Source organism: Kiritimatiellales bacterium, from assembly GCA_041656295.1.
GTDB lineage: Bacteria > Verrucomicrobiota > Kiritimatiellia > Kiritimatiellales > Tichowtungiaceae > Tichowtungia.
This window is the reverse complement of sequence record JBBADV010000006.1, coordinates 42957-56178: the sequence shown is the minus strand read 5'-3', so window position 1 is coordinate 56178 and position 13222 is coordinate 42957. Positions and strand designations below refer to the sequence as shown.

At 52.1% G+C, this 13222-nt stretch carries 19 protein-coding genes; all 19 read left to right on the top strand.

Annotated elements, in window-relative coordinates:
• Positions 1-50 precede the first annotated feature (50 nt).
• The 19 genes from WC959_05510 to WC959_05420 all read left to right on the top strand — a co-directional run bounded on the left by WC959_05510 (position 51) and on the right by WC959_05420 (position 13221).
• Positions 51-437 (top strand): hypothetical protein, encoded by a 387-nt coding sequence (locus WC959_05510; protein MFA5688584.1) that lies wholly within the window; start codon positions 51-53, stop codon positions 435-437.
• A 29-nt stretch (positions 438-466) separates the two neighbouring features.
• The gene (locus WC959_05505; GenBank protein MFA5688583.1) at positions 467-1381 is read left to right on the top strand and encodes a Mu-like prophage major head subunit gpT family protein; all 915 of its coding nucleotides are present in this window, start codon (positions 467-469) and stop codon (positions 1379-1381) included.
• A 79-nt stretch (positions 1382-1460) separates the two neighbouring features.
• Positions 1461-1844 (top strand): hypothetical protein, encoded by a 384-nt coding sequence (locus tag WC959_05500; protein MFA5688582.1) that lies wholly within the window; start codon positions 1461-1463, stop codon positions 1842-1844.
• A 164-nt stretch (positions 1845-2008) separates the two neighbouring features.
• Positions 2009-2425 (top strand): hypothetical protein, encoded by a 417-nt coding sequence (locus tag WC959_05495; protein MFA5688581.1) that lies wholly within the window; start codon positions 2009-2011, stop codon positions 2423-2425.
• Positions 2426-2428: 3 nt separating this feature from the next.
• On the top strand, positions 2429-2866 hold the full coding sequence (locus WC959_05490) for a DUF1320 domain-containing protein (protein ID MFA5688580.1): 438 nt from the start codon (positions 2429-2431) through the stop codon (positions 2864-2866).
• Between the two features lie 43 nt (positions 2867-2909).
• A complete protein-coding gene (locus tag WC959_05485; GenBank protein ID MFA5688579.1) occupies positions 2910-3455 on the top strand; it encodes a hypothetical protein in 546 nt (181 codons plus the stop codon).
• Between the two features lie 6 nt (positions 3456-3461).
• Positions 3462-4712: a hypothetical protein gene (locus WC959_05480; GenBank protein ID MFA5688578.1), complete on the top strand. Its 1251-nt coding sequence runs from the start codon at positions 3462-3464 to the stop codon at positions 4710-4712.
• 9 nt (positions 4713-4721) lie between these two features.
• Positions 4722-5270, top strand: coding sequence for a hypothetical protein (locus WC959_05475; GenBank protein MFA5688577.1), 549 nt, complete (start codon positions 4722-4724; stop codon positions 5268-5270).
• 11 nt (positions 5271-5281) lie between these two features.
• Entirely contained in the window at positions 5282-6616 is a 1335-nt protein-coding gene (locus WC959_05470; protein ID MFA5688576.1) for a hypothetical protein, read from the top strand.
• A gap of 15 nt (positions 6617-6631) precedes the next feature.
• A complete protein-coding gene (locus WC959_05465) occupies positions 6632-6898 on the top strand; it encodes a hypothetical protein (GenBank protein ID MFA5688575.1) in 267 nt (88 codons plus the stop codon).
• A 14-nt stretch (positions 6899-6912) separates the two neighbouring features.
• Positions 6913-7356: a phage virion morphogenesis protein gene (locus WC959_05460; GenBank protein ID MFA5688574.1), complete on the top strand. Its 444-nt coding sequence runs from the start codon at positions 6913-6915 to the stop codon at positions 7354-7356.
• A gap of 140 nt (positions 7357-7496) precedes the next feature.
• Positions 7497-8030, top strand: a complete 534-nt coding sequence (locus tag WC959_05455) for a hypothetical protein (protein ID MFA5688573.1) — start codon at positions 7497-7499, stop codon at positions 8028-8030.
• Positions 8031-8096: 66 nt separating this feature from the next.
• On the top strand, positions 8097-8726 hold the full coding sequence (locus WC959_05450; protein ID MFA5688572.1) for a phage baseplate assembly protein V: 630 nt from the start codon (positions 8097-8099) through the stop codon (positions 8724-8726).
• Between the two features lie 9 nt (positions 8727-8735).
• Complete coding sequence (locus tag WC959_05445) at positions 8736-8912, top strand: hypothetical protein (protein MFA5688571.1); 177 nt, start codon at positions 8736-8738, stop codon at positions 8910-8912.
• Positions 8905-10080 (top strand): phage tail sheath C-terminal domain-containing protein, encoded by a 1176-nt coding sequence (locus WC959_05440; GenBank protein MFA5688570.1) that lies wholly within the window; start codon positions 8905-8907, stop codon positions 10078-10080. The genes WC959_05445 and WC959_05440 overlap by 8 nt, the downstream gene beginning before the upstream one ends.
• Positions 10081-10095: 15 nt before the next feature.
• Complete coding sequence (locus WC959_05435) at positions 10096-10668, top strand: phage major tail tube protein (GenBank protein MFA5688569.1); 573 nt, start codon at positions 10096-10098, stop codon at positions 10666-10668.
• Positions 10669-10728: 60 nt separating this feature from the next.
• Positions 10729-10998: a phage tail assembly protein gene (locus tag WC959_05430; GenBank protein ID MFA5688568.1), complete on the top strand. Its 270-nt coding sequence runs from the start codon at positions 10729-10731 to the stop codon at positions 10996-10998.
• Between the two features lie 5 nt (positions 10999-11003).
• Positions 11004-11132 (top strand): hypothetical protein, encoded by a 129-nt coding sequence (locus tag WC959_05425; GenBank protein MFA5688567.1) that lies wholly within the window; start codon positions 11004-11006, stop codon positions 11130-11132.
• A gap of 1 nt (position 11133) precedes the next feature.
• Positions 11134-13221, top strand: a complete 2088-nt coding sequence (locus WC959_05420; GenBank protein MFA5688566.1) for a phage tail tape measure protein — start codon at positions 11134-11136, stop codon at positions 13219-13221.
• The last annotated feature ends 1 nt before the right edge of the window (position 13222 follow it).

The window sequence follows — 13222 nt, the reverse complement described above, 5'->3', positions numbered from 1 at the left end:
AACACTGCAGCCGGAAATTTGAAATCTAATCCTTAACCATAGAGGGAAAAATGGAACGCAATACAGAACGACTCGCAAACGCCGATGTGCTCGGCTTTAAAATTGCCGCCGGACAGAAACTCTATCTCGGCAAACTCGTTGGACTCAATGATGACGGTTACGCCGTTGATGGAGACGACACCGATCTCGCCAAGGTTCTCGGCCGTGCCGAACAGACCGTGGATAACACTGACGGTGCCGACGGCGATCAGATGATCGCAGTCCGGCGCGGCATTTTCAAGTGGAACAACGACGCGACTGATCCGGTTGTTCAGGCGGATGTCGGCCAGACGGTTTACCTCAAGGACGGCGTCACTGTTTGCGCAGATGATTCCGGCGTTGAGGCGGGAGTCTGCACGGCGGTCGAGAGCGACGGCGTGTGGGTAGAGACGCGGTAGGTTGAACAAAGCATAGAGAGGTAAAAGAGATGTTAATCAACAAAGAAAATATCAAGGCGTTTTTCGTAAACGTCAGAACCACTTTCCACAAGGCGCTGAAAGAGGCGAAACCGCAGTGGGAAAAAATCGCGACGAAAGTCCCGTCTAAAACCGGCATTGAAAATTATGCCTGGATTAAGGACATGTGGCCGAACCTTCGCGAATGGATCGGCCCGAAAAAGGTCAAGGGTCTGGAAGCGGCGAAGTATGTCATCGAAAACAAACCGTATGAAGCGACCATCGGCGTGAAGCGTGACGATCTGGAAGATGATCAGACCGGAAAATACGCTGCAATGGCACGCGCACACGGTGAAGCCGCTGCCGCATGGCCGGATCAGCTTGTATTTGGCGCGCTGAATGAAGCGTTCGAGAAAGAGTGTTTTGACGGCCAGCCGTTTATTGATGCCGACCATCCGCTGGAGGGCGGCAAGGTGTTCAGCAACAAGGGAACGAAAAAGCTGAAATGCGGCAGTTTCGCTGAAGCTCAAGCCAGCTATGGTGCGGCACGCACTCAGATGCAGAATCTGAAAAATGATGCGGGCCGTCCGCTGGAACTCAACCCGAATCTGCTGGTTGTTCCTCCGGCGCTTGAAGATACCGCAAAGATGCTGCTGACCGCTGAGAAGTTCGCGGACAACTCCACGAACATTTATAAAGGCACCGCCGAAGTTTTTGTCTGCCGTGCGCTGACGAGCACCACCGCCTGGTTCCTGATGGATACCACGCAGCCGATCAAACCGTTCATCTTCCAGGAACGCAAAGCTCCGACACCGGTTAACCAGGAGACGGAAGCCAGTGACGACGTGTTCAATAACGGCGTCTATAAGTTCTCGATCGAAGCGCGCGGCGCGGCTGGATTCTCTCTGCCGCAACTGATCTACGGTTCCACCGGCGCGCAGAACTAAGCATTGCAGACAGGTGATTGACGAGTTCAGATTTTCGGAATCCGGAACCCGTTAATCACCTTTCTGAAAGGAGAGCCTCATGGCAAAGAAAGCTACAGAAGCGAAAAAGCCGGCAACGACTAAAAAAGCGCCGGCGAAAAAGAAAGTAACCATCGCCACGCTGAAAACCGCGCAGGAAAATCTGGCGGCCGCGCAAACCGCACTCGCCGCTGATCCGGAAAATGCCGACCTGCAGAAAGCAGTCGCTGAAGCGCAGGCGGTTCTTGACGCATTGCCGCCGCCGGCAGAACCGGTTCCGGCGATCAGTGTGACCTGCAAACGTCCGGGCGGACTCTGGCGCGCCGGACGGCACTGGCCGAAAGGTCAGACGATCGTCGCAGTTTCCGAGTTTTCACCGGAGCAGATCGCTGCGATCCGCGCCGAAACGCGGTTCACGGTTCAAGACGGCATGATGCCGGTTTAAGCCGAACCGCCAGAAACGGCGATTTGGGCGCGTTTGATTGCGCGCCCTGATCGACGGGCGGATTCGGGGAGAAGTGGTGTTTAATGCTCAAATTTGGCTGTTTAAATTTGAAGCCCGTGGCGGGGCGCAGGCTGAAAACGGCGGGAATTTACAGAGATTCAGAAATGAAGGGTAAAAAAAGAGTAAAAAACGCAGTCCGTCCGGCGGATTTTAAAATCCGTTTTTCCGGTTTTTCTATGAACCGGAGTTTTGGCGGGTGCATCCGTATTTCCGGAGCCGGAGAATATCAGTTTTTTGAGCCGGGTGTGTTGAGCGCATTCAGGGTTATTGCCGACCCAAACCGCCGGAGAGTGCGGCGTCTTTCTTTAACTCGGTCTGAACAGGAACGCGTTGAGCGAACACTGGCATGGCTGGAGCTGGTTGACGGCATCTGTATGGAACTCGGATTCGATGCAGAGATCGGAAGGCCTGAAAGTTTACTGATTCGTCCGGATCTCCGGTGTCTGGATGATTTAACAGACTTTCTTGAGCAGGAATATCTGCGGCTGTCCGCCGGTTTGGCAAAACGGAACAAAGGGTAAAAAATGGCATACGCAACGGTAGAAGATCTGGAAGAACGGCTGACACGGCAGCGGCTGCTTACGCTGGCCGGAATCGATGCGGACAACTGTGACGGCTGTCCGTGTCCGGATGAACTGGATATTGAACGGATCACTGCAGCGCTGGCCGATGCTTCGGCCGAGGCGAATGTCTACCTTAACGCCCGATACGCAATGCCGCTGACCTTTATTCCGGAGGCTTTGAAAAATGCGGTGTGCGATATCGCCGCATATCTGCTCGGAAACGAAACGACGATCTCCGACTTTATTACTGAACGGCGCGACAACGCCGTCGCGCTATTGCGGCGTATCGGTGAAGGAAAAGCAGACCTCGGAATTCCAGAGGCGCAGAAACCAGGAGCCGCCGGCGGCGACGCGTTTATTGAGGAAGGACGATCGGATTTTAAAAAGTGGCGACTGTGAGGTGCAGCCGCGTCTTTGTGCAAACAAAAAACGGAGAGGAACAATGGGAAAAATTCAGAAAATATCAGGAGTAATTTTAAGCCAGGTGTTAAACATTCTGGTTCTTGCCTGCCTGTTTGGCGTGATTGCGGTCTTTGCAGCGCCGGCAATTAATAAAGAGATCAGTACGAATGCGGTCAAGGTTCTGCCGGAGCGCAATCTGCTGCTGAAAGACGGAACGCCGTGGCAGGCCGAACTGCAGGTTCCGCAGGGTTTGGTGATCCGTTCCGGCACTGAACATTATATGGCCGAAAACGCCGGCACACTCGGTACGAACGCTCCGACGATTTTTTATCCAGGCTGGGAAACCAACGGCACGGTTGTTTTGCGTTATATCGAAAAAGGCCCACGTCTCGGTTTTATCATGATGATGGAAACCGACGGCACGATGCGCGTGAATGTGAACACACCGCCGACTCCCGGAAGCGGTGCCATTCTCGACGGCCGTCTTAGTACCTGGCAGGAGTCCGGCAGTCAGGCTGTGCCGCAAGGCGCAATCTGGGCAGTCAGTGAAACCGGAACGAATCGCGTTACTGCGATTGAATGGTAGGTTGAAATGAAACGTGCGATTTTTCTTATCACAGCGTTCACGGCCGGCGCCTGTTTTGCCGGGATTATGTTTCCCGGCGTAGAAAAAGAGGTTGATCCGTATGCTCTACCGAAAGTAGAGGCGATCATCGACGGCACTCAGCCGCTGGACGCGCTGATCCTTGACCGGAAAATTGAATCCTGGTCGGATATCGGGCTGACCTATGAAGACGCCGTGCGCTTGAATAATGAAGCGGTGATCGCAAACGGTACGGCGTGGGACGGCTGGGTGACCGATGGAGATCTGCTGCCGGACGGAAGTATATTTCTTGTGCCCGGCCGTTATCTTCAAAGTCCCGTACAAACGAACGGCATTGCGCGGTTTAACATAGACGCATCGTCACACATGAATGCCACGTCCTATCGCGTGGCAATTTCCACGCCGCTCGGAGAATTTCCGTATCCGTATTACGGAACCGACGGCGTTGTTTGCATTACTGCTGGCGGATCATTGCCAGGAGCGACGCCCGGCTTAATCGTGTTGTCCGCGCAGATCGTTGGATATGAAAATGCTGCTGAAGCCGGAAGATCCAAGTCTGTGGCGAATCTGAAGGTGGTTGACGATCCGTCTATGCCGCGTGATCTGACACCGAAAGAATATGTCGACGGCAAAGCGGCGACAGCGCGCGAGTATGCGGATCAGCAAATCGCCGCGTATGCAAATGATGACACGAAGATCGTGCGCGGTTCGCAAATCCGGTTGAACAATACCTGGTCGATGTCGGAGTTCGGGAGACTTAAATTCCTTTCGGCTGAAACTGAGGGTTCGGCAGAGATGGAAGGCGACGGGAATTATTTTGCGATCGCGCAGAATTACTATCCGCTTCTCAGCTTTCAGTCGGATATCGCCGGACTGAAATTAAACGACGTAAATTTTGATGTCGCAGATGAGCAGGCAACGATCACACTGTTTATTTCAACGAACGGCGTGACCTCGGAGCCGTTTGCAGAATGGGCAGAAAGCCTGCGGATCGGCAGCTGGGTTCGCATTATGGACTACAGCATTAACACATATCCGGCGGTCTCGAACGGTTCTTATGTCCTGCAGTTTACCGTGAACGATTATGCCGAGGCGGCTTTTTTTCGCGCCATGCAGCTGAACGGTGAAAGCGTGGTTACGGTGCACACCGATATTTTGAAAGTTGTCGGCCGGATCGAGTTCACGAACGGCTGGAGCATTCAATGCACAACAAACGGCCTCGAATTTATCCAACCATAAGGAGCAACGATGAAACGGTTTTTATTAACAGCAGCTTTAACTGCCGCCCTGTTTGCGGCAGCGCAGGAAGACGAGGGGCTTTCTTTCAGTGTTCGCATTGATCCGGCGCGCATCGAGTTTTTAACCATGACCTATACGCCTGAAAATATTGTCACGAATATTTCCTATGAATGGGTCGAGACCTTTGCGGTTTATACGAATTATTTTTTCGGCCTGCGCGACGACGAGGTGGTTACGAACGCCGTGCGACAACAGGTCGCGCTTGAGCATGTGGTTACGAATGCGGCGTTCTGGACGACACCTTTTATTTACACACTGCCGGCAAAAAAGCCGGTGCTGATGGGCGGAACTCTGGACGCACGGCCGCAACGGGATGCCGTGTTTAATGTTCAGCTTGTTATTCCGGCAACGTTGATGCGCGAGTCAACTGATGCGGCCTTTTATCAGCAGATGGAAGTTTCCGCGTCGCTGTTCGGCGCGCTGCCAGTGCAAGGCGCCCTGGCGGATGTGATGAGAAACGCAGTGATGCTTGTCATGCAAAACGGAGGAATAGAGTAAGGAAGGTTTTTTTGTGCGCAGCTTTTTCGGCGGCCGGTATTTTGGCTGGAATTTATCATCCGGCCGGATCGACCGCCAGCTCTGTGATTACCAACGGAACCGTTGTCGGCTCTCTGACTGTAACACCGGAACTCATCGGCATCCCGACGACGGTTTCCGGAGCACCAGATCCGGTTTATGACGGTGAGTATAATATATTCACGACGATGAATTATATTGGCGAGGTATTCACTAACGCAAACGGTAAGTTCATGTTTTACGATATCGAATGTCTTGCTGATGGCAACTGGTTGATTTCAGATGATTTTCCTGTTGTTTATGATTATGAGAATTGGCCATCGGCAAGCTATGGATATGTTTATTATTACGGTGTTGATAAGGTTACATGGCAAATCATCGGATGGAATAATTCAAGTTATCAGCATATTGACGGTATGAGCTGGACCGGGAAGCCCGACATAATAGAACCGGGGGGAGCAGTCGTTGCGCGATATGGAAAATTTTTAAAAATACAAACTGGGGATCATTCGTATCAAGACAACCCGCAGCGCGATGGAGGAATCATTCGATTTGACCCGCAGCTGCTCCAAGACAGTACGATTAATTACGGCGCTCTCACTAATGGAAATATTGCATTCCCCGGACACATTGCGCTTGTCACGCACACTGACCTAGGACACCGCTGGTGGAGAGGAACGCTTAATCTGCCGGAAGCCTCTCATGGAACGCATGGAACGATAGGCATCAAGCCGTTTTGGGGCGCAAATGTTACGGTTAAACATTGGCCGCAATCCGGATATTATTTTTATTCCGCCGGTGGAAATAAGAATCATACGTTTAATTATCAGGCCGACGCTTCCACGGTAATTCTCCAAAGTCATAATAATAACGCCAATTTCGGGAATACGAACGGAGCGGATTCGATTACGGGGAGTTATGTTGTGTTTTTGGGCAGGCAGTTTTATCCAATGAACAGCACAAATGTTTCTTTTGACACTCAAGGTGATATTAAAAATTCACTGGTTTCTCTGTGGAATAACGCAAATGTTGTAATCGTTAGGGGAAATATTGAGAATTCTATTATCGCGGTGGATGGGCTCTCAAATTCGGTTCCTATTCAAGGCAGTGTGCTCGCCGGAAAAAACCATCAAGTTAACCATACGCATATTGTTATGGCTGGAGATAATAAAACCTCCGTTAGAGACAATGCTGTGCATACAGACGAGCTTGTTCTGTTTAATCAGGCAAATCCAGATCAATACGGCCGAATGTGGTTTTCTAATGACGTGCTGTATGTGCGCACGCCGGACGGCACAGTAAAAGAAGCCCAGTTAATTAATCCATAAATATAAGGAGGTATCATGAAAAAAATTATTATTGTACTCGCGTTGATTACCACTGGCGCAAAATGTGCTGAAATTGTAAGCGAAATTGTTGCCCAGCGCGGCCCGCGCCTAACGCATCGCGTCATTATTCGCAACGCCAACGGGTCAGTAACGCCGCACGATCGCACATACAACATGGTTTTAAGTACGGTCAATGCGCTGGAATTTGAAGCAACGAAAACGCAGTTTCGTAACGAATTGCTCAATATGTCCGCAACCAATGATGTTGCGGCGGCTCCTTAACAATTCCGGGTTTTATGGCCGGCACCGCGATTACTGTAACCGCTGAAGGGATGCGCCATGTGCAGGAGGTGATCTCCCGCCTGGCGAATCCTGATTTTAATCCGCTGCTGGATGCGATCGGCGCGATGGTTATCAGTCAGACGAAATACCGGATCAGAGTTGAAAAAACAGCGCCCGACGGTTCGCCGTGGGCAGATCTGAGTCCGGCCTATAAAAAGCGTAAACCGAAAGGTCGAGGGATTCTCGAACTGGAAGGCGATCTGCGCGATTCCCTCACTCACCTGGTCAACGGCGGATCGGTCGAAGTCGGAACAAATCTTGTCTACGCCGCAACTCACCAATGGGGTGCTCCGTCGCGCGGGATTCCGGCGCGGCCGTATCTTGGAATCAGCGCACAGAATGAAACAGAAATTACGGAAGTGATCGAAAAATGGATCAGCGATCAAATGTCAGCGTAAGACAAATCGTCACGCTTTTTTCATTCGGTGCCTTTGGGTGCCTGGATTTTATTCCGAGAGCGGAACGGCCGCTTCCTGGAACACGAGCAGAGCGCCGCGCGGTTTATCGCAACAACCGGCAGAAAAAATAGAGGTTGAAAATGGAAAAACTGAAAATTGCGAAAACTCTGGATGCGTGGGTGGAGATTTTTCGCGCGAACTATAAAAAATTCAACGTCGCTATTCATGAAGGCGTGATCGATGACAAAGCGATCCAGCAGATGATCGTGCAAGCGCCGGCGATTTTTGTGACCGCTCTTTCCGCTCAGCCGTCAAAAGATATCGGCGACGACACGATGGCTTACGAAACGGTTTTCTCTGCGTTCATTATCACCAAAGGCACCTGCAAAATGACGCAGGGTTTAAACGTCAGCGAAACGATGCTTGTTCTGCTTCGCGCGAATCTTCCGGAAATTGCGGGTGTGCAGCGTGCGGTTCAACCATCCTGGCAGAACATCGTCTCGGCCGGTTTAAGCGGCCTTAAAGTGTCGTTAAATGCCGTCGCCTGGCGTCACCAGATTCTGCTCGGTGAGCCGAATGAAGAAAACATTATGTACACCGACGGCGTCGCGTGGCCGGACGGCGCTATTCCTGAAAAGTTCTGTCCGGCGCTGGAAGATGAAACTCAACCCTAAAACGGAACCCGTTCATGTGCGCGATTCATTCCAATTTTGTGACGCTATCGAAAACAACCGATGCCCATGAGTAAACACGAAAAACATTTTCAGCTTTCCGATGCGCTTCGCCGGATCGCCAACGTAGTCCAGGTTGGCACGGTGGAGTCCGTCGACACGAAAAATGCGCGTGCGCGCGTAAAGCTCGGCGAGATCACTACGGCACCGCTGCCCTGGTGTACACCGCGCCAGGGGAAGAAGCGTGTCTGGAATCCGTTGACTGCCGGCGAGCAGGTTTTAGTGGTTTCTCACAACGGCGATCCGGCGCAGGGAATTATCGTCGCGTCGCTCGGCTCGACAAAAAATCCGGCCGGCGACAATTCGGAAGATATTTTTAAGGTCATTTACGCGGACGGTTCCTTTGTACAGTTCGACCTAGGCACGTCTGAGATGCAGATTGAATGCAAAGGACCCGCATCCGTACGCGCAAAGTCATTGACGGCCATCGCGGATGAATCGGCGGAGATCATTGCGGGAGCACGCTGCGAGCTGACCGCTCCGGAAACGACTGTCACCGGAAACGTGACGTTCGCCGGCGCAGTGATTTTTTCAGGAAACGTAACCATCGCCGGCTCGCTGAATGTTGGCGGATTAACCACACTGGCCACTGCCACAGTGAGCGGAACCCCGCTTATGCCCGGCGGCGACAGTTTTTAAGGAGGAACGGTGAAAAAGGAAATCTATATCGCACAAGTTGAATTCTGGTGCGGGAACCAGCGCATCGGGAGAGGCGACGAATTAACGCTTACTGACTCAAAGGCCCGCTGGCTGGTCGGTCAGGGAAAAATCAGTCTCAAAGAAAAACCGAGCGCAAGAAATAAAAAGGAGAAAGACAATGAGTGATCTTCAACGCGGCGTTGAAACTCAACTGGTAGACGACGGTGTCCGATCAATTGAGACCGTCCGTACCAGTATCATCGGTCTGGTCGGTACTGCTCCGCAGGCTGATCTTGAAAAACTGCCGATCAATGTACCGACATTGTTCGCCGGCAGAATAACGGCACTGCGTAAAGCAATCCTGCCGGACGGTGCAACAGACGGCGGAACACTGCTGGATGCGGTGGATATGATTGCCGGCATCACGAGTCCGATCATCGTTGTTGTGAACGTCGGTGCAGTAAACGGCCCGATCGCGCCAGCACTGATCGGAAACGCGGCCGAATTCACCGGCATGCACGCTCTGCTGAAGGCAAAAGCAAAAACCGGCGTGAAACCGCGCCTGCTCATCGCACCGGCTCCAGACGGATATAATTACACGGACGGCGCGATTACGGCCGCGCCGCTGGCCACTGCGCTCGGCAGCGTTGCCGACCGGCTTCGCGCGATCGCTTTTGCCGACAGCCCGAATGTTGACGCCAGCGCGGCCAATGCTGCGGTGAACGCAATCGGCAACAAGCGGGTTTATTTGACCGATCCGTGGGTTCTTAATCTTGCCGGCGAGGAACGGCCGTTCTCTCCGGTAGCCGCCGCCATGTTCGCTCTGCGCGACAATACGGACGGCTTCCATTGGACACCGAGCAACACAACCATTCCGAACATTTCCGGCACGAGCCGCCCGATTGACTTTGAGCTGGGCGATTCTTCCTGCGAAGCAGATATCCTCGCCGGTTTCCACGTCAACACGATCATTCGTGAAGACGGATTTCGGTTGTGGGGTGTCAAGGTTGCCCAAAAATCGGACTCAAACTGGTTCCAGGTTACACGCGTCCGGATCGCGGACATTATCGCTGATTCAATTCAGCTTGCACACCTCTGGGCAATCGACAGGCCGATCACTGCACGGTTTGTGGATGATATTCTCGCCGGCGTGAACGCCTATCTGCGGAGTCTGAAAGCTCGCAGCATTATTGTCGATGGAAACACATGGGCAGATCCAGACGAAAACACGGCCGCTGATCTGAATCAGGGACACCTCACGATTCGCTACGACTTCTGCGACCATCCGTTAGCGGAAAAAATCACAATGAAATACAACCTGAACACCGACTATCTGGAATCGATCGTCGAGTAACCGGAGGAACGCAATATGCCACTGCCTAGAAAGTTAAAAAATATCAATCTGTTCGTCGATGGGCGGACATACATCGGAAAAGTTACCAGCCTCACGCCGCCGAAACTTACGGCGGTGGTTGAAGAGCATCGCGGCGGCGGAATGAATGTTCCGATCGATTACACGATGGGTTTTGAAAAACTGGAAGCGGAATGGGTTCTGGCGGAGGTTGACAAACATCTGCTGAAGCTGTCCGGCCTGCAGTTGAACGCCGCCATCAATGCTCAGTTCCGCGCCGTCATTGACGATGAAATGGGGAACGTCGGTTCCGTTGTTGTTAATCTGACCGGAAAAATCACTGAAGCCGATCTCGGCGAATGGAAGCCTGGCGAAAACAGCGAGTCCAAATTCAAGATGTCGGTGATTTTCTATGAGATGAAAGTCGACAGCGAAACCGTGGTCTACATCGACGCGGCGAATAACGTCTGGACGATCGGCAAAGTCGATCAGATGCTCGTGTACCGCGCACTGCTTGAAGGCGGCGACGCCGGCACTGCCCGCGCGCTTGCGTCTGCAGCGGCGAACTGGGCGGCCAGTAAAGTCAGTTAAACAACCAATCAACCTTAAAATCATGCCGCCGGATTTCCGGCGGCAGTTTTGGAGACAACCATGAAAACTGTAACAATCAAACTTGATGATCCCATCAAGGTCGCCGGCGAAGAAAAAACGGAACTGGAGTTCCGTAAACCCACCGTTAAAGACATTCGCATTGCGAATGCACAAAAAAAAGACGATCTGCTTGAACAGTCTATTCTCCTGATCGGCGCTTTGTCCGGTTTATCGCCTGAAGACATGGATCAGATTTCATTTTCTGACCTCAATAAAATTAACGAAGGGCTGGCTACGGCCGGTTTTTTACCGGAACCGAAGAACAGTTAGAAAATATGATGTGCGACATCGCAGCAATCTTTCACACGTCATTCGATGAGATGGAATGCTGGGATGTCGACACACTGACTGTTCGTTTGAAGCACGCGCACAAGATCGCAAAAGCAATGTACGGCATGAAGTGATATGGCAGAACTCGGTGTCAGTTTAAAACTCAATCTGGTCGATCGTTTGACCGGCGGAATGAAACGCGTTGAAGAAACCGTCGGCAGGGTTTCCGCCGCGTTTAAAAAACAGGCGGACGAATTAAAAAAAGTTGAGGCATCGCTCGAAAAATATCAGAAGCGAATGCAGCTTGCCCAGAACCTGACTATCGTCGGTGGCCAGGTCTCGGCAACCGGCAACAAACTCCTGCGTCCGATAAAAAACGCAGTGGATGTCGCGGCGCAATTTGAAGAAAGCATGAGTGCTGTTAAGGCTGTTACCGGCGCAACTGCTGATCAGTTTGCGGCGCTGGAACGACAGGCAAGACAGTTAGGTTCATCCACTCAGTTCACTGCAATACAAGCTGCTGAAGGAATGAAATTTCTCGGAATGGCGGGGTTTAAAACCTCGGAAATTCTTGAAGCCATGCCATCCATGCTGGCGCTCGCAAAATCTGGCAGCCTGGATCTTGGCCGTGCCGCCGATGTCGCCAGCAACATCCTTTCTGGCTTTGGGCTGGAAGCAACGGAAATGACGCGCGTCGCGGATGTTATGGCCGCAGCATTCACAAATTCAAACACCGACATTAATATGCTCGGTGACTCAATGAAATACGTTGCACCGTTGGCGAACGCTGCGGGCATGAGTCTTGAAGAGGCGGCAGCGATGGCCGGTATGCTCGGCGATGCCGGTATCCAGGGCTCAATGGCCGGTACCGCATTGCGAGCCATGCTACAAAAACTTGCGAATCCTGCTAGCGATGCCGCCGCATTGCTGAGTGAGTTTAATATCGACCTGTTAGACATGGAAGGAAACTTGCGGAGTCCTGTTGCAATTCTCGGCGAACTGGCTGAGGCGATGGAGGGACTCGGTTCCGGAGAACTCCTGAAAAATATGTCTACTCTTTTCGATGATCGTGCAGCGGCCGGTATGACAAAGCTGATGGCTGATGAAGGTTCTGGCGGTATCACGAAGTTTGTAAAGGCTCTGGAGAACTCAGCCGGTGCTGCAAAGCGTATTGAAAAACAGATGGGGGACAATACGAAAGGTTCAATTATTGAACTGATGAGTGCAGTTGAAGGGTTGCAGATCGCGTTCGGCAGTCTTTCGTTCGGCCCGCTTCGCGTGGTGACTGACCTTATTACAAAGTTCACACAAAAAATCACGGCTCTGACGGAAAAGAATACATGGTGGGCAAAGGTCATTTTGTATGGCGTTGGCGCGCTCGGTTTATTGCTGGCTACATTGGGCGGCCTGATGGGAGTTGTGGCTTCGATTCTCGGCCCGATAGCAATGATGAATCATGCGATGGTTCTTTCTCAGGTGTACGGCGTTTCGGCTGGATCAGCGCTTCGGATTTTCGGCAGCGCTGTACTTGGCGCAACGAAAAGAGTTTTTGCATTCGGCCTTACCCTTGTAAAATCTGCATTGGTTGGCTTGTGGAGTTTTATTACCGCAATTCCGGCGATGGTCAGCGGTCTCGGTGCGATCGCAGTTGCCGGCTGGACAGCAATGGCTCCGTTCCTGCCGATCATTGCAATTATTGCGGCCGTCGCCGGTGCCGCATTTTTGATCGTGAAATTCTGGGAGCCGATCAAAGGATTTTTCCAGCAGCTTTGGGCGGGAATTATTTCCGGCGCACAGATGCTGTGGAATGTAATTAAAACTGTGTTCGGTTTTTCTCCACTCGGTTTAATTCTCAAAGCATGGAATCCGATCATAAACTTTTTTAAGGGCGTGTGGGATAAGATCGGCGGCGTTCTTTCACGACTCGGTTCGTTTTTTGGATTTGGTGCGAAAGGCGCTGCCGCCGGCGCAATGGCCGGAGTCGCTGTTGCCGGCACGCCGAACAGCACACTGGAGCAGAACTACGTTCCGCTGGAAAAAACAATTACTGAAGCGCGCGCCAATAATACGTCGTCCAGTGTGGTCAGCGCGCCGATCACGATTAATCCCGCGCCAGGGCAAAGTCCTGAAGATATTGCAGCGGCTGTGGCGCGCGAACTGGACGCGCGCGATCGTCGCGTCCGGTCGGGAGAACGCGGCGGACTTTATGACTCAGAGTTTTAGT